Annotated in this window: 17 protein-coding genes; 6 read left to right on the forward strand and 11 right to left on the reverse strand. The window is 54.5% G+C overall.

Annotation, left to right across the window (positions count from 1 at the left end):
* Positions 1-12 precede the first annotated feature (12 nt).
* The 11 genes from bamA to IEX74_RS14845 form a co-directional block, all read right to left on the reverse strand.
* Positions 13-2559, reverse strand: a complete 2547-nt coding sequence (bamA, locus tag IEX74_RS14795; protein ID WP_188814787.1) for an outer membrane protein assembly factor BamA — start codon at positions 2557-2559, stop codon at positions 13-15.
* Positions 2560-2567: 8 nt separating this feature from the next.
* Positions 2568-3314, reverse strand: coding sequence for an undecaprenyl pyrophosphate synthase (gene uppS, locus IEX74_RS14800; protein WP_188814788.1), 747 nt, complete (start codon positions 3312-3314; stop codon positions 2568-2570).
* 98 nt (positions 3315-3412) lie between these two features.
* Entirely contained in the window at positions 3413-4099 is a 687-nt protein-coding gene (gene porG, locus IEX74_RS14805) for a type IX secretion system protein PorG (protein ID WP_188814789.1), read from the reverse strand.
* An 84-nt stretch (positions 4100-4183) separates the two neighbouring features.
* On the reverse strand, positions 4184-5095 hold the full coding sequence (locus IEX74_RS14810) for a DUF6089 family protein (protein WP_188814790.1): 912 nt from the start codon (positions 5093-5095) through the stop codon (positions 4184-4186).
* 129 nt (positions 5096-5224) lie between these two features.
* On the reverse strand, positions 5225-6118 hold the full coding sequence (locus IEX74_RS14815; protein ID WP_188814791.1) for an NAD kinase: 894 nt from the start codon (positions 6116-6118) through the stop codon (positions 5225-5227).
* 34 nt (positions 6119-6152) lie between these two features.
* A complete protein-coding gene (locus IEX74_RS14820) occupies positions 6153-7574 on the reverse strand; it encodes a BamA/TamA family outer membrane protein (protein WP_188814792.1) in 1422 nt (473 codons plus the stop codon).
* Between the two features lie 127 nt (positions 7575-7701).
* Positions 7702-8406 (reverse strand): CBS domain-containing protein, encoded by a 705-nt coding sequence (locus IEX74_RS14825; protein WP_229755315.1) that lies wholly within the window; start codon positions 8404-8406, stop codon positions 7702-7704.
* Between the two features lie 77 nt (positions 8407-8483).
* Positions 8484-9266, reverse strand: coding sequence for an alpha/beta fold hydrolase (locus IEX74_RS14830; RefSeq protein ID WP_188814793.1), 783 nt, complete (start codon positions 9264-9266; stop codon positions 8484-8486).
* Positions 9250-9888: an anthranilate synthase component II gene (locus IEX74_RS14835; RefSeq protein ID WP_188814794.1), complete on the reverse strand. Its 639-nt coding sequence runs from the start codon at positions 9886-9888 to the stop codon at positions 9250-9252. The genes IEX74_RS14830 and IEX74_RS14835 overlap by 17 nt, the downstream gene beginning before the upstream one ends.
* 68 nt (positions 9889-9956) lie before the next feature.
* On the reverse strand, positions 9957-10478 hold the full coding sequence (locus IEX74_RS14840; RefSeq protein WP_188814795.1) for a CvpA family protein: 522 nt from the start codon (positions 10476-10478) through the stop codon (positions 9957-9959).
* 93 nt (positions 10479-10571) lie between these two features.
* Positions 10572-11036 carry a GatB/YqeY domain-containing protein gene (locus tag IEX74_RS14845; protein WP_188814796.1) on the reverse strand — a complete coding sequence of 155 codons (465 nt, stop codon included), beginning with the start codon at positions 11034-11036 and terminating at the stop codon, positions 10572-10574.
* Between the two features lie 126 nt (positions 11037-11162).
* Here IEX74_RS14845 and IEX74_RS14850 point away from each other — a divergent pair, with 126 nt between their 5' ends.
* From IEX74_RS14850 to IEX74_RS14875, 6 genes are all read left to right on the forward strand, one after another.
* Positions 11163-11885 carry a pyridoxine 5'-phosphate synthase gene (locus IEX74_RS14850; protein ID WP_188814797.1) on the forward strand — a complete coding sequence of 241 codons (723 nt, stop codon included), beginning with the start codon at positions 11163-11165 and terminating at the stop codon, positions 11883-11885.
* Positions 11886-12021: 136 nt separating this feature from the next.
* On the forward strand, positions 12022-13137 hold the full coding sequence (gene mnmH / locus IEX74_RS14855) for a tRNA 2-selenouridine(34) synthase MnmH (RefSeq protein ID WP_188814798.1): 1116 nt from the start codon (positions 12022-12024) through the stop codon (positions 13135-13137).
* 78 nt (positions 13138-13215) lie between these two features.
* On the forward strand, positions 13216-14256 hold the full coding sequence (gene selD / locus IEX74_RS14860) for a selenide, water dikinase SelD (RefSeq protein WP_373285581.1): 1041 nt from the start codon (positions 13216-13218) through the stop codon (positions 14254-14256).
* Between the two features lie 3 nt (positions 14257-14259).
* On the forward strand, positions 14260-14853 hold the full coding sequence (locus IEX74_RS14865) for a PH domain-containing protein (RefSeq protein ID WP_188814800.1): 594 nt from the start codon (positions 14260-14262) through the stop codon (positions 14851-14853).
* 56 nt (positions 14854-14909) lie between these two features.
* A complete protein-coding gene (locus IEX74_RS14870; protein WP_188814801.1) occupies positions 14910-15680 on the forward strand; it encodes an alpha/beta fold hydrolase in 771 nt (256 codons plus the stop codon).
* 65 nt (positions 15681-15745) lie between these two features.
* Entirely contained in the window at positions 15746-16450 is a 705-nt protein-coding gene (locus IEX74_RS14875; protein WP_188814802.1) for an SAM-dependent methyltransferase, read from the forward strand.
* Positions 16451-16463: the final 13 nt, after the last annotated feature.

A 16463-nucleotide genomic window follows, 5' to 3' on the forward strand; every position in this document is an offset into this window, starting at 1 on the left:
TGCTGAGCTAGGTTAGCGAATCTGCTGACCAATAATGAAGTGGAAGATACCTTGTTTCTGTGCTGTTCCAGCATTGGTTGCAGTCCGCGGAATATCGTCGAACGGAATACCGTAGTCGAACCCAAGCAAGCCGAAGGCTGACATAAAGATGCGGGCACCTATCCCAGCCGAGCGATACAGCTTATACGGATTGTAGTTGGTGTACTGATCGAAGGCATTACCAGCCTCCGCAAACCCTAAGACATAAACCGTAGCGGCCGGGTTCAAACTCACCGGATAACGCATCTCCATCACGTACTTATTGTACACGATACCACCACTTTGCTGCGATTGCGCCGTTGGAATAGCGTTAGCGTCGTTAGGGTCAGCGTAGCCGCGCAAGCCAATGTATTCCGTACCAACTAAGAAGTTAGCTGACCCACCGTAACCTAGGCCAGCACCGCCCAATTTAAAGCGTTCGAAAGGTCCGGGGTTACGATTGTTGTTGTAGGTACCGATGAAGCCAAAGTGCGCCCGCGTGTTCAGCACCAGCTTTCCTACCACTGGCGTGAACCACGAAGCATCAAACATCCATTTGTGGAACTCTACCCACTCAATCGGATCAGGGTGAGCACCTTTAAACACTGAATAAGGCGGCGTCAGGCTCAAGCTCAACGACAGCGAAGAACCGCGCCGCGTGAACGTCGGGTTGTCGATGCTGTTACGGGATAGGGTCGTATTGAGGGTAATGTTGTTTGCCTTGCCAGTATTAGGAAGTCCACCACCTAGGTACTGACCATAGTTCTGGAAATCATACTGCGTGAACGACAGTGAGTTACTTAACGTGAAGTAGTCATCTGGCACCCGCAAGCGGCGACCTAGCCCCAATGAAGCACTGTTCGACTTGATGTAGCTACCCGTGCTTACATCGAAGGTGCTGCCGTAGGTGATGCGGCTGATGCTTTTGTTCAGGCTAAACGAAAGCGAGTTAGGCTTGCGCCCACCTAGCCAAGGTTCTGTGAAGGACAGCGAATAGGCTTGGTACTGCAATCCGTTGGCCTGCACGTTCAGCGCCAGACGCTGACCATCACCCGCTGGTACTGGCGTCCAGTTGTGGAAATCTCCGGCTTTACGCAGTGAGAAGTTATTGAACACCAAACCTACTGTGCCAATAAAGCCTGCGTAGCCGCCCCAACCACCCGACAGGGTAATCTGATCGGAAGGCTTCTCGACCACGGTATAGTTGATATCGACTGTACCATCGGCGGGGTTCGGCACGGGGTTGATACCCACCTTCTCCGGGTCAAAATAACCTAAGGTCGAAATTTCGCGCTGAGAACGAATGAGCAGTTCCCGGTTGAACTTATCGCCGGGCAGCGTACGCAGTTCCCGGCGCAGCACATGGTCGCTGGTCTTGGTGTTGCCGGCAATACTAACTTCTTTGATACGAGCCTGTACCCCTTCGTTCAGGCGCATTTCAATATCAATGGAATCACCTTCTACTTTCGTCTCGATAGGATCAATCTGGAAGAACAAGTATCCATCGTTCATGTAGAGCGAGGTAATATCCTGCCCCGTCGGGTTATAGTTCAGGCGCTTATCCAGCGTTTCTTTGCTATAAACGCTACCCGGCTTGATACCTAACACTGAAGCTAGAGTCTTATCATCGTAGAGGTAATTGCCGGCCCATGTGATATGACGGAAGTAGTACTTAGGGCCTTCATCCACACGGATGCGGAGCGCCAATCCATCCTCTTGCCGAATAAGCGTATCCGACAAGATAACGGCGTCGCGGTAGCCTTGCGCGTTGTAGAAATCCAGCAGCTTGGTCTTGTCCTCTTCGTATTCCTTGGGCTGGAATTTGCCGGAGGTGAGCAGCTTGTACGACTTTTTTGCCTTTGTCTTCTTCAGCTTTTTCTGGAGTTTGCCATCTGAGAAGGCCGTGTTGCCCACAAAGTCAATGTCACGAATTCGGATTTTGTCTCCTTTATCCACATTGATTTTCAACACGACGCTATTGGAAAGCGCCGAGTCGGGCACCTGGGTAATCGTGACTTTCGCGTCGAGGAAGCTTTTGTTGGTATAGAACTTCCGGACCTGCGAGCGGGTGTTATTCAGCAACGCATCCGTCACTACCTTACCCCGGATCAGCTTAATCTTGTTCTTCAGCTCATCGGCCTGCCCTTTGCTGATACCCGTGAACACAAAATTCGAGAGCCGCGGACGCTCCTTCAAGTTGAAGTCCAAGAAGATACGCCGTCCTTCCGTGCGTGCGATGCTTACACTCACATCCCCCAGAATACCTTGGTCCCAGAGCTTGCGGATTGCTCTGCCAATTTCTTCCCCCGGAATAGAGATTGGGTCACCAATTTTTAAACCTGTCAGCCCTATAAGCGTATTAGGATCCAGGTAGCGAGTGCCACTGATGGTAATGCCACCTAGCTCGTAACGCTGTGCTTCCTCGCCAGCAGGAGCTGCGGAGGCTCCGGGTGTTCCTTGTGCTTGCGCCGTACCGGCAGTTAAGCCAAGCACCAGCACAAAGGGTAGCAGCCGGGAAAGCGTATTAGAAGAAGAAATCATTCGAAACCCTACGAAACGGTTAGCTGTTCACTAGTTTTACCAAACCGCCGCTCTCGACGCTGGTACGCCTGAATGGCGTCGTAGAAATGCTCTCGCCGGAAATCCGGCCACAGCAGATCTGTTATATACAGCTCAGTATAAGCAAGCTGCCAAAGCAGAAAGTTACTGATGCGTTGCTCGCCGCTGGTGCGAATAAGCAATTCCGGATCGGGCATCCCGGCGGTAGCCAGGTATTGCTCAATTGTTTGCTCGTTCACTGCTTCGGGCCGGAGCTTACCCGCTGCTATGTCGGTGGCCATGCGCTGCGCAGCCTGAGTCAGGTCCCAACGACCGCTGTAGCTCAAAGCCAGCACCAGCGTCATGCCGGCTCCTGCCTTAGTCAGCGCAATAGCTTCTGCCAGTTCCTGCTGACAGGAAGCCGGTAGACTATCAATCTGCCCGATGGCTTGCAAGCGAATATTGTTCTTGAGCAACGTCGGGGTCTCCTGGCGAATGGTATGCACCAGAAGCTGCATCAAGGCCATCACCTCATGCTTGGGCCGGTTCCAGTTTTCAGTAGAAAACGCATACAGAGTCAGGAATTTCACTCCTAGCTCTGCGGCAGACTCTACTGTCTCTCGAACGGCCGTTATTGCATTTTGGTGCCCAAAGATGCGTAAGCCACCTTTTTGCTTCGCCCAACGACCATTGCCGTCCATGATAACGGCAACATGGGCAGGTATATTATGGGAATCAATCTCAGACCGGGAGGCCATCGGCATTTTTTAGTAAAGAGGCCGCAAGTTACGCAAATGGTTGCATTCCCTCTTTCCTAATGTGATTCGCTGTCCGTCAACTACTTCTTCGTTCTCGATTAATCCTCTGGGCAACGGATCTTGTAGAATGTGTAAGAGATGCTCACGCCGTTGTAGAAGTACCAATCTTGGTCGTGGCGGTTAGCAATCAGCGGGCTTTGCTTGCTGATGTGGTCTAGGTTGTCAGTGAAGGCTTTGCGGGCACCTACTTCCAGACCTAGGTTCCAACGCGGCGACATGGCGTATTTGATACCAACACCGGCGGGTATGGCAATTCCTAATGAGCCACCGTTTTTGTTCAATGCAGTTGCCAGCGCGCCATTGTTGGTCTTTGTCTCTACACTGGCATAAAATCCGGCGATACCGATAAACACGTATGGCGTAAGGTGTATTTTATCGCGGCGGTTATGATAGTCGAAGAAATTATACTCTAGTGCCCCAGAGAGTTCCACCAGATTGCCCTTCATGTTAGCCTGCCGATAGGCGGGCAGCGGCGGGTTGGTCCCGCCCTCTCCTTTCACATTGCCGTCGTCTGCGCGCAGCAATCCACCCATTAGGGCGCCGCGCAAGGTAATAGGCGCCGAAATGTCTTTCCGGTAGAAGATAGTGAAAGCAGGACGGTTGTTCTTAAACTGGTAATTTGGTGATAACTCCCCTTTATAGGTAAGGCCACCCAAACCTAGCCCTAGCTCACTGGTATTTTGAGCAGATGCCGAAGAAGCAAAAAAAACACTCCCTGCTTGCACGAAGCAAGCAAGGAGTGCTGAACGGAGAACCGACTGAGTCATTATACTGGCTGTTGATGTAATGAGACAGCCAAGATAGGCTGCCTAGCGGAATTTTGGGCTCTTAACGCGTGGAGCCAGGATATAGTTAAGCGTTAAACCCGTAACGATATACCAATCCTTCTCATTGCCTTTGCCACGCTGAGAACCTTCCGCGTTGAAGCTCGGGAAAGGACCATCATCGTTGCGAACGTTGTAGTGACCAAAATATCTGGCAGCAGGAGTAGTTAGCTTAGTTTCGGCAATGTAGTTTTTGCTGACATCATCCAGATAGTCCGTGAAGGTTTTGCGCCAGCCTAGCTCCAGACCAATGTCGAAGCTCTTGTTCAGCTTGTAGCGTACGCCGCCGCCAAACGGAATAGAAACCTGAGTCTTGCTATATGATACACCTTCGGTTTGCAAAGGCTGCAAATCAATGTAGCTACCCTGCGTCAAGCCTTGCGTGTCCGATCCGGCATTGGCGCCGGTACCTACTAAGCCTTTAGGAGCGTGGTGGAATACAGCAATACCTGCAAACACGTAAGGCACGAAATCAGGGCGCTTGAGGTAGTTATTGCGGTTCTCAATTAGATCGAAGATACCTACCGCCGATAGCTCAAGGATGTCGTTGCGGAAGCTCATGTTGCGGTGGTAGCGATACTTTGCATCCGGGTCATTCTGATCGGCTGCTTTGTAGTCGTCACCAGTGATCCGGCCATAGGCAAAAGAGGCACGAGCCGAAAGCCGGGGCGCAAAACGTCGGGTTACATTCACTCCTATATTAGGCCGGGAAGCAGCTACCCGAAAGCTGGCGAAGCTAGGCTTCGGCACGATGTCGCCGAAGTAGTTCATGGCGTTCAACGTAACGCCCACGGAATTGTACTGTTTCCGCTTAGTAAATTGCTGCGCATTAGCCTCGGTCGCGACCAGCGTAACTGCTAGAAGCAGACCTAATGTATGAGTGAAAATTTGCTTCATATAAGCGGATGTTGAGAAAAAGCGAAATTGAATTAATCAAAAAACTGTAACGTCACGGTTGTAGTCGATGACAAAAGTAGAAGTTGCTGAGAACTTTAAAAAACACTTGATTAAAAAATGTGTATGTTCTTAGAGGGGTATACCGGCCGGATTTCGACGATCTAACCCCCAATTCAGCTTGCTACGCAACGTGCTTAAGAAATTAACATGATTCAGCTTCACCAACCGGGCTGTAAATGTTTCTCTACGGACAGCAATTTGCACGCCAGCATCAACCGGCTCAGAACGGGAATCGAGCGACAGCAGGAAATTATTGCTACGCCCTTCTATCTCGAACGAAATAACGCTCCGGTCTGAAACGATCAGTGGACGAACATTCAAATTGTGCGGGCATACGGGGGCAATGATGAAATTGTTGGTTTGGGGCAGCATGACGGGCCCGCCACAACTCAACGAGTAGCCAGTGGAGCCGGTTGGCGTAGACACGATCAGACCGTCAGCCCAATACGAGTTCAGGTACTCGCCGTCGATGTACGTGTGTACAACGATCATTGACGATGTATCGCGCTTCAGAATTGAAAATTCGTTCAGGCCGAAGTTGATATCACCAAACACATCGGGGTCGGTATCTACCCGGATCAGGCTCCGCTCCTCAATAACGAAGTGGCCTTTGAAGAGGCTATCAATGGCTTGCGCCAGATGAGCCGGGGTGACGGTGGCCAGAAAACCTAGCCTCCCGGCGTTGATACCTAGGATAGGAATTTGCAGATTGCCTACGTACGTGACCGTGTCGAGCAGGGTACCATCGCCGCCGATGCTGAACACAAACTGTACGCCCCGTAACGAATCGCCACGGCGGAAGCTACCGATACCTTCGGGTAGTCGCAGGCTATTATCGAGGTACGTACGAAAGGACTCTGCAATAAGCACTTCGGCTTGGCGCGCCACCAAGTCTTCGAGAAGGGCCTGCACAAAAGGCTGGGCAGCTTCGCTAAAAGGCTTGCCCAGAATAGCTATTTTCATAGGAAAGACGACCCGCCAGCGCAGGAGTTAAAAGTCAGATAGGAAATTCGGAACGGAAGAAAAAACCACCTTGCCCGTGTTTGTTGCGGGTGTACTCAACGGTTAGAACCCGGTCGTAATACGTAACCAAATGCAAACCGACGCCTACGGACGCTAAAAACTGGTTTGGCAGTTGGTTAGTAGGCCTAGGTGACAACGCGCTAACATAGCCAGCATCTGTAAAAAGATTGGCATACAACACCAGTGGAATCGTATTTATCTTGGGGTTCTGGATGTTACCCAGCCGGATTCGACCAGCGTCAAACAGCCGATACGATATGCTCTGCTGCGCCAGCCCATAGTGTCGGCCGTCTATTACATACGGATCGTAGCCGCGCACAAGCGCCTCATAGCCGAACGCCCGATTGTCGGCATACGCGACGCGACGGCTAAAGCGTAATTGTGTTTGCAGGCCAAAGTCATAGTAAAACCGATGACCTAGGTCGAAGTACTGAGCATAACGTCCGCGCAGAGTGGTCATGGGGCTGCTGCCGGGCGTCAGGAACATTCGCTGAACGGCGGCAAACTGCACAAAGCGCCCGGTCAGCGGATAGGCGAAGGTGTTGCGCTGGTTGAGCGTAGTAGTCAGGCTAAACTCTAGATACTCCCGGCGCGTGCGACCTAGGTAGTAATCCGGATTGCGCTGCTGAATTGAGTCGGAGATACGCTCGTGGTGATAGGAAATGTCGAAAGCCGACAGGTGCTGCACGGTACGGCGCCAGCGCAAACCAGCCGTTACATATTGGCGCTCAATGGGAAAGCTCTCTTCCTCCCGAAAGTTGACCAATCGGTCGCGTACTGTGGCATAGTCGAGGGCGTGGCTGCGGTAGTAGGAAGCGCCCGCGCCGAAGCCAATGCGTCGCCGCTTACCATAGCCTGGGGCTTCGTAAAACAGCTCATATTTACGGTTGAAACCTAGCTGTAAGTTACCGATAATCTGCTCATTGCGGCCCCGAAAGTTGCGTCGAACCAGGTGCAGGCCATAATCCACGCGGCGCCAATGATCGGGGCGGTCGAGCCAGGAGCGGAAGTTGCGGTCGGCGAGCGAAAAGATGGGTGTGGGAAAGGTGTACCACCGCTCCTGCACCCCAAACAGTACCGTAATTTCGCCGTTGCGGCATACTGCCTGCACCGCTACCGAGTGGAAAAGCTGAAGATTGAAGATCCGCTGGCGGTTTTGCTCCAGCCGGCGAGCTAGCTTCGGGGCGGCAATCGTATCTCCTTCTTTAAAGTCCAGCTCCGCACGCAAGGTGCTTTCCTTGGTTACTTCATTCCCGACAAACAGCACGGTAGCCACGCGCAACACACTGTAGCCCGGGCACTGCGCCTGCATCAGGCTGTCCAAGGGTGCACGCCGGACTGAGTCGGGTGGCGCCAGCGGGGCAGCCGTAGCAACAGGATTCCACCCCAGCAGCAAAGCCAGCAGGAGTAAGAAGGTAACGTTCTGAATGTAGCGTTGTGGCTTAATAACGATAAAGGCTGCTGAGCTTAGGTTTGAGCAAGAAGCTTGCCTTTACGCTTGCCTGTTAGCTCCTCAACAGCTGTTAAAGGCTCAGGTATTTCAGCAGGGCGTCGAACCTAGCTTGCTCATCTTCGCCTACTTCGCTGGCCCCATTAAATTGAGCCGTGATGACATAGCCAAACCGCTCCAGCGTAGCGATAATGCGCGTGAGGTTAGGCGTATTGAGCTTGAGCGTCAGGCGAATCTTATAAGGGTCCTGCTCATCCTTGGCTACGTGCGCGCTCAGGATTTTGGCGTTGTTTTCCTCAACGTAGCGGCTGATCTGGGTGAGCGAGTAGTCGCGCTCATCCATGGAAAGCACCAGAATGCCGCCCTGTCCTACCCCAATGGGCATTTGCCCGAAAGCCGCTACAGTGTCGCCGATAGATACGACGCCAACGTACTCGCGCTCATCGTTGAGCACTGGCACCAGCTGCACTTTGTTCTGAATAGCCAGTTCCATCACGCTGTAGAAGTGCTGGTTATACTGCACATGCAGGTCAGCATACCCGATCGGAACGGTTGCCAGCAGCTCATCCGGATTAGGATGATCCAGCAGGTCGGCTTCGGTGAGGAGGCCACGGTACTCACGGTTGTTCAGCACTGGCAGCTGACCGATGTGGAATTCCTCCAGCCATCGGGTCGCTTTGCCGACTGAATCCGACACTTTCAGCGGCGGAATCATGTGATTGAGCAGGTCTTCGGCAATCATGCAGTATATCGGCGAGAAAACGGAGAGCGTAGCCAAACCGTGCTACGCGCAGAATTGATAAGTAAGCAATAAAGCAGACGCTTTGCTTATTAGCAAACAGAGTCGCTGATTGTTTACCGGCTTGCTACCATCTGTGTTGCCGTACGCCGCAAAAACTTATCCAGTAATGCGTTAAACTCGTGCGGGCGCTCCATCATAGGCGCGTGGCCGCAGTGGTCGAGAAAGTGCAGCTCCGAATTGGCAATTAGGCGGTTGAACTCGTGCGCTACCACGGGCGGCGTAATGGTATCGTTCAGGCCCCACACCAGCAGCGTGGGGGCGGCGATTCGACCTAGGTCTTTGCTGAGATTATGCCGCTGCGCCGAACGCGCAATACTAATGATGCGCAGGCACTTAGAGTTGGAATTGGTGACGCTGAACACTTCATCTACCAACTCTTTGGTAGCCACATTCGGGTCGTAGAACGTGTAGCCTACCCGCTCCTGCACAAAGGTGTAGTTGCCGCGCTTCGGAAACGAGCCGCCCATCGAATCTTCAAATAGGCCGCTGCTGCCGGTGAGTACCAGTCGGCGCACGTGCCCCGGATTACGCAGGGTATACTCCAGCGCTACGTGGCCGCCCAGGGAGTTGCCGAGTACGGTAAGTGGCTCATTCAAACCTAGCTCTTTGACGAAACCCGTCACAAACGCCACCAGCCCCGGCACGCTCGCTTTGGTGAGCGGCATCTCGTAGATAGGCAGCAGCGGAATCACGACGCGGTACGCCGGTTTGAACGTTGCAATAACTTCTTCCCAGTTGCTGAGGGCGCCAAACAGGCCATGCAAAAGCAAAAGCACCTCGCCCTGGCCTTCGTCTATGTACTGAAACTCACCGCGTTCTTTAACCTGAAATTCCATAATATGAGTGGGCCCTAGGTCCGGTTGATGCCAGCCCGGCGGCCTTTGCAATGATACAATACTTGACCCAATTGCGGAGCAAAGCTAGCCCTTGCGTGGTGAGCAGCGCTTCGGGGTGAAACTGCACACCGTAAAGTGGCAACGTACGATGCCGGAAGGCCATCAGTTCGCGGTGCTCGTCGGCGGTATAGGCCAGCGGTAGCAGCACCGAGGGAAGCTCCTCAACGACAAGCGAATGGTAGCGCGTAACGGTTAGCTGCGGCGGCAAATCCGTGAACAATGGGTTATCTGTCGCGCAGTCTATCTGCGATACTTTGCCGTGCATCGGCCGAGCGGCGCGCTTTATCTGACCGCCGAAAAACTGCCCCAGCGCCTGATGGCCCAGACAGACACCTAGCATCGGCAACTCGCGGTGGTAACGCTCGATAACCCGCATCAGATTGCCGGCGCTGCTTGGTGTGCCCGGCCCCGGCGACAGAACGATTCCGTCGAACTGCTGGCGCTCCAGCGCGGCCAACGGCACATCATTGCGGCAGACGTGGGCCGTCACGCCTACTTGCCGCAGGTAATCGAGCAGGTTGTACGTGAAGGAATCGAAATTATCCAGCAGGAGAATATGCACGATAGACTAACTGAGTAGCGGCGCTGGATGTTCAACGATCTTGCGCAGCCTTCATTGCGCAGCACTTCTTAGAACACGGCCCGCAGCTGCGTTAGGAGCTTGCCGGCGAAGGGCAGCACGAGGGCTACGAGTTGCAGCGCCACAGGAGTGGCCTTCTTCACTAAGGGTAAGACCTGCGAATCGGCAACTACATTCGGGGAAATCAGCTGGATATCCGCCAGCCCGATGCCATACAGAAACAAGCTCAGGCCCAGCAGCCACTTGACGGCACCTAGGGCACCGCCCAACAGGTTGTCGAGGATACCTAACGGGGTTAGATGCACGGCCGTTTTGATGACTCCGCCCAGCAGATGCACGCCCCAGCCGATGAGCACAAACACCAGCAGAAACGAGAAGAAAGACAACATCCCGAACGCTTCCCCGATATAATGCCGCACGAACGGCACCGCATCACTAAGCAAAGCCAAGCCGCCGACTACGCTCAGCACGAAGGCCAGCAGCGAAGCCAACTCTATAACGAGGCCGCGCCGAAAGCCCTTCACCGCTCCAACGGCTAATAGCAGCAGCAACAGAATATCGAGGCCAGACATAGCGGTGAAATGGTGAGGTGGCGAAATGGTGAGTTTAATGTTCTTTAAGCAATTTAGCTACAGCACCATCTCACTAGTTCACCACCTCACCTTTTACGCGTTTGTGTTGTTGAGCAGGCTGTTTACTACTTGTGAAATCATGCGGCCATCGGCTTGGCCTGAAAGCTCGCGGGCAGCTACGCCCATCACCTTACCTAGGTCGGAAGGGCCAGTGGCGCCAACGCGCTGGATGATGCCGACGAGCTTTTCTACCAGATCCGCTTCGGAAAGCTGCTTGGGCAGATACTCTTCAATGACGGCTAGCTCGGCCAACTCTATTTCTTCGAGGTCGGAGCGGAACTGCTTCTGGTAGGTTTCGGCGGCTTCGCGGCGCTGCTTGGCGGCTTTGGTCAGGAGCTTGATTTCGGCGTCGGGTGTGAGGGCCGCGCCGTGGGCACCTTCGGCAGTTTCGGCCAGCAGAATCTGCGACTTGATGCTGCGCAAGGCTTGCAGCCGCACTTTGTCTTTGGCCAGCATTGCCTTTTTGATGTCTGCGTCGATGGTTTCTTTCAGAGCCATGGGAGGGAGTGGTTTAGTCGGGAACCGCTGCGGGAAATGATTTCAAATTCCGGCGGTTTCGCGAGGCCGTGTACTTTTGAAGCGTACTAGCCGTATGAGAGAACTAGATTCAGGCGTTAAAATCCGATGACAAAGCTAAGCGTAAACATAAATAAAATAGCCACCCTGCGGAATGCCCGCGGGCACAACCGCCCCGACTTGCTACAGGCCGCCCAGGACTGCGAGCGGTTCGGCGCGGAAGGCATCACCGTTCACCCCCGCCCCGATGAGCGCCACGTCCGCTACCAGGATGTGCGCGATTTGAAGAACATCGTGACGACGGAACTGAACGTGGAAGGCAACCCCACGCCCGACTTTCTGGAGCTGGTGCGCCAGGTGCGCCCCGAACAAGTGACGCTCGTACCCGACGCGCCGGACGCCATTACCTCCAACGCGGGCTGGGATACGATAAAAAATCAGGTGTACCTCCTAGGTATCGTCACGGAGCTGAAGGCGCTGGGCTGCCGCGTATCTATCTTCCTCGACCCCGATCTGGCGATGGTGAAAGCCGCCGTCGGAACCGGTGCCGACCGCATCGAATTGTACACGGAAGCCTATGCGCAGCAGTACAAAACTGACCCAGCAGCGGCGCTTGCTCCTTATAAAGCAGCCGCTGAGCTGGCTCAGCAGCTAGGCCTAGGTCTGAACGCCGGCCACGACCTCGATCTGGAAAACCTAGCCTACCTGCACCAGAACTTACCCGGCCTGGAGGAAGTTAGTATTGGTCATGCCCTGATCTGCGACGCTCTGTACCTAGGTTTGGAAAACACTATTCAACTGTACAGAAGACAACTTACATCTACCATTTAACATTTACCAATTAACATTTAACAACCTAGGTGCGAACTACTCCAGGATAACTCGTATCAGGTGAATGATAACTACCAGATGCTACTTGGCAAATGGCAGATGTTAATTGGTAAATGTTAAATGATAACTGAAACTCATGCCCCGTCTTCCGCTCTCCGACTTTCTACAGAGTCCCGTTGATGCTCCTATTCTTGATGCGCGGGCGCCGGTGGAGTATGCGCAGGGGCACATTCCGGGGGCGGTGAGCTTTCCACTGTTTTCGGATGAGGAGCGCGCCCGCATTGGCACGACCTACAAGCAGGTTAGCCAAGAAAAGGCGGTGCTGGTCGGGCTGGATTTCTTTGGCCCGAAGATGAGCCGCATGGTGAAGCAGGCGCAAAAAATCGCGCCCAATAAAGAAGTACGGTTGCACTGCTGGCGTGGCGGCATGCGCAGCGGAGCCGTGCAGTGGCTGTTGGAGCTGGCTGGCTTTCGGGTGCATCTGCTCGACAAAGGCTATAAAGATTACCGGCGGTGGGCCTTGGCGGAGTTTGCACAGCCTAGGCCGCTGCTAGTTCTGGGTGGCCTCACTGGCTCGGGCAAAACCGATGTGTTGCAGGAGCTAGCCCGGCAGCAGCAGCCAGTTCTCGACCTGGAAGGATTGGCCAATCACAAGGGTTCTTCCTTCGGCGCTATTGGTCTGCCACCTCAGCCTACGCCCGAACAGTTTGAGAATGACCTAGCCTTTGTTCTTAGTCAGTTACCTGCCGATGCCGTGCCGTGGGTCGAAGATGAAAGCCTAACCATTGGTTCCATTGGCATCCCCAAACCCTTCTTTGAGCAAATGCGCCATGTCCCGCTGGTGGTGCTCGACATTCCGCAGCCGGTGCGCATCCGCAAACTAGCTTCCGAGTACGGCCGCGAAGACCCGGAGCAGCTAGCCGAAGCCATTCGGCGCATTAGTAAGCGCCTTGGTGGACTAGCCACCAAAGAAGCTCTGGCCGCCATTGAAATTGGTGACATGGAGAAAATGGTGGCTATAGCGCTGAGCTACTACGACAAAACCTACAGCTACGGCCTCGCCGAGAAGAAGAATGTTCGGGTGGTGCGAGTTCCTTCCGATACCTGCGACGCGGTAGAAAACGCGTCGCGGGTGCTGGCCGTAGCGCAACAGGAAGGCTTGCGGCAACTGGCAACGCAGTCGGTCCGTGGGCCTTTGCAGCCGGACACAACGCCGAAAGAAGCTCCCGACAACGCAGCCTGGAGCCAATAAATAGCCTGGCTGCGCACCTAGGTCCGGCCTTCTTTGTTAAGAATAAAACAGCTTTTGCACATGACTCCCGACCAAGAAATCACCGATACCATCCGCCTTACGCAATACAGCCACGGCGCGGGCTGCGGCTGCAAAATCGCGCCGAAAGTGCTCGACCAGATTCTGCACACCAGCCTGCCCCAGCCCCACGACGACAAGCTGCTGGTGGGCAACAGCAGCCGCGACGACGCCGCCGTGTACGACATCGGTGGCGGGCAGGCCCTGATCAGCACGACCGATTTCTTTATGCCCATCGTGGATGATGCGTACGACTTCGGCCGTATTGCCTCCGCCAACGCCATCAGCGACGTGTATGCCATGGGTGGCCGGCCCGTGATGGCTATTGCCGTGCTCGGTTGGCCCGTCGATAAGCTAGCCCCGGAAGTAGCGCGCCGCGTGATTGAGGGCAGCCGCAGCATTTGCCAGGAAGCGGGCATTCCGCTGGCGGGCGGCCATAGCATTGACTCGCCGGAACCCATCTTTGGCTTGGCCGTGACAGGTATGCTGGACATTAAAAACCTGAAGCAAAACGATACAGCCACGGCCGGCTGCGAGCTTTACCTGACCAAGCCGCTCGGCGTCGGGATGCTGACGACGGCTCAGAAGCGGGGCATCTTGAAGCCGAAGCACGAAGCCATTGCGCCGCAGCAGATGATGCAGCTCAACAAAATCGGCTACGACCTAGGTCAGCTGGAAGCTGTGCGCGCCATAACGGATGTTACGGGTTTTGGCTTGCTGGGTCACCTCTCGGAAGTGTGCGAGGGCAGCAACCTGACCGCCGAAATTGACTTCCGCAAAGTGCCGTTGCTGGCTGAAGCCGAAGAATACCGCCAGCAGAAAGCCGTTCCGGGCGGCACTATGCGCAACTGGGACAGCTACGGCCATAAGATCGGGACGATTACGGACGAGCAGCAGCAGTGGCTCTGCGACCCGCAGACCAGCGGTGGACTACTCGTGTGCGTAGCACCGGAAGGTCGCGCCGCTGTGCAGGCCGTTTTTGAAACATATGGTTTGGACTTAGAGCCTTTCGGCAGCCTGCGCGCGCATCAGTCCGACGAGCCCTGGATTCTGGTGCACTAACGGGTGAAGCTACTTGCGTTTCTAAGGCCGCTGCTGGAGTTCAGCTTTGCCGTGCTGACCATTGTGGTAGGCTTGCGCTTTATCACCAGCTTTTTCAGCACGAAAGGCAAAGTATTCCGCCCGACGTTTTTGCGGCAGTTTTACCTGCTGTTTTGGCCGTTGCTGTGCTTGTGCGTGGGGTTGCCGTTCCTGGGTTCGTTCTTATACCTAGGTTCACTCGCGGTCTACGAGCTGATTTTGCTGACGGCGCTGGCCGCGGTAGTCCTAGGTTTTTCGGTGCCGGCGCTGATATTGCACGCGCAGTATTACGCTCGCAATCTGCGCACTACGCTTGTCTTCGACCCCAAGCAAAACAAGCTCGAAGTGTACGAAGGCAATTTCCGCATTCCGTTTGAGCGGCGCGATTTGCAGCGCGTTGAGTACGTCGTCTGCAAATCGCGCCGCTTGTTCTGGAGCAACTACAGCTTTCTGCGCCTGCACCTAGCTACCGGCGAAACCCTGACACTCACTTCTTTGCTCACGAACCTGGAGCCGATAGCGGAGTTTCTGCGTAATACGAGCCTAGAGACGCGTCAGCGCTGGTTCTGCTTTGTTTAATCATCGTTGCAGGCGGCCGACCTGAATAATCTTGCCGCCTTACCTTTGTCTTCATTATGCAACTACACTACCGCGAGCTAGGCCAAGGCACGCCGCTGCTGATTCTACACGGCCTGTTTGGCACTTCCGACAACTGGCAAACGCTGGCTAAGCGCTGGGCTGAAGCTGGCCACCGCGTCATCGTGGCCGATTTACGTAACCACGGCCGCTCACCGCACGCACCCGAACATACCTATGAGCTGATGAGCGCCGATTTGCTGGAGCTTTTCAATACGCTTCAGCTTCAGGACGTAACGCTGCTCGGCCACAGCATGGGCGGTAAAGTGGCCATGCGCTTTGCCCTGGATCATCCTGAGTACCTGGCTCGTCTGATCGTGCTCGATATTGCGCCTGGCTTTTCCGATATGCGCCACCAAGACGAGGTTATAGCTGGTCTGCGCGCCGTAAACCTAGGTAGTTTGCAAAGCCGCCAACAGGCCGATGAAGCGCTGGCACAGCATATTCCGCAGCCCGGCGTGCGGCAGTTCTTGCTCAAAAACCTCTACCGTCGGGAGGATAACTCCTTCGCCTGGCGCCAAAACCTGGATGCGCTGACTATGCACATCGCCGATATCGGCGCGGAAATCACCAGTGCGCAGCCGTTCCTAAAGCAGGCGCTATTCATCCGCGGCGGCCATTCCGACTATATTACGGCCGAAGACAAGCTCTATAGCATTCCGGCGCTTTTCCCAAACTCACAAGTCGAAACGGTTCCCAATGCCGGCCACTGGGTTCATGCGGAAGCTCCAGACCAAGTATTTGAGTTGGTGCAAGCGTTTATGGGCTAGGTTGATTGTTAAATAATTACTACTTCAGATTTCTCCTATTTACAAACTCAACATTCAACACTTCCTTGAAAGGCACCCTTTACCTTATTCCTACGGTACTTGCCGACGACACGGCGGCGCAGGTGTTGCCGGCTCAAATAGCAACGCAGGTAGCGGCCCTCTCCTACTTTCTTGTTGAGAATGCCCGCACGGCGCGTCGTTTTATCAAAAGCGTTTCGCCTGCTCAAGTCATTGAGGAGCTGCACGTTACCGTCATCGACAAAGACTCATCGCCCACTGATATCAGCACGGCGTTGAAGCTGGTACAAACCGGAACAGATGCCGGCGTGATTTCAGAAGCAGGCTGCCCCGGCATCGCTGATCCTGGCGCCGAGCTAGCCCGCGCCGCGCACCAGCTAGGTATTCGGGTAGTGCCGCTGGTTGGACCCTCGTCGCTGCTGCTTGCGCTCATGGCATCCGGCATGAATGGGCAGAGCTTCACGTTTCACGGCTATCTGCCAATTGAGAAAGCCAAGCGGATTGCGGCGCTCAAAAACCTGGAACGGCTGGCTCTCACGCAGAACCAGACGCAGCTTTTCATCGAAACGCCTTACCGCAACATGCAGCTGCTAGAAGATTTGCTCACGCAATTGCAGCCTTCTACGCGCCTGTGTATCGCCGCCAGCCTCACCGCCGCGAATGAATATGTGCGAACCAGTACCGTAGCCGATTGGAAAGGCAAGCTACCCGAGATTCATAAGCAGCCGGCCGTGTTTCTGATCGGACGTTAATTCTCCTTATCAT

The organism is Hymenobacter cavernae, assembly GCF_014641455.1.
GTDB classification, from domain to species: Bacteria; Bacteroidota; Bacteroidia; order Cytophagales; family Hymenobacteraceae; genus Hymenobacter; species Hymenobacter cavernae.

Excerpts from the sequence above, each read along its gene's own strand:
- bamA (WP_188814787.1), bottom strand. The coding sequence starts at position 2,559 with ATGATTTCTTCTTCTAATACGCTTTCCCGGCTGCTACCCTTTGTGCTG.
- uppS (WP_188814788.1), bottom strand. The coding sequence starts at position 3,314 with ATGGCCTCCCGGTCTGAGATTGATTCCCATAATATACCTGCCCATGTT.
- IEX74_RS14810 (WP_188814790.1), bottom strand. The coding sequence starts at position 5,095 with ATGAAGCAAATTTTCACTCATACATTAGGTCTGCTTCTAGCAGTTACG.
- IEX74_RS14815 (WP_188814791.1), bottom strand. The coding sequence starts at position 6,118 with ATGAAAATAGCTATTCTGGGCAAGCCTTTTAGCGAAGCTGCCCAGCCT.
- IEX74_RS14830 (WP_188814793.1), bottom strand. The coding sequence starts at position 9,266 with ATGGAATTTCAGGTTAAAGAACGCGGTGAGTTTCAGTACATAGACGAA.
- IEX74_RS14840 (WP_188814795.1), bottom strand. The coding sequence starts at position 10,478 with ATGTCTGGCCTCGATATTCTGTTGCTGCTGCTATTAGCCGTTGGAGCG.
- IEX74_RS14845 (WP_188814796.1), bottom strand. The coding sequence starts at position 11,036 with ATGGCTCTGAAAGAAACCATCGACGCAGACATCAAAAAGGCAATGCTG.
- IEX74_RS14850 (WP_188814797.1), top strand. The coding sequence starts at position 11,163 with ATGACAAAGCTAAGCGTAAACATAAATAAAATAGCCACCCTGCGGAAT.
- mnmH (WP_188814798.1), top strand. The coding sequence starts at position 12,022 with ATGCCCCGTCTTCCGCTCTCCGACTTTCTACAGAGTCCCGTTGATGCT.
- IEX74_RS14870 (WP_188814801.1), top strand. The coding sequence starts at position 14,910 with ATGCAACTACACTACCGCGAGCTAGGCCAAGGCACGCCGCTGCTGATT.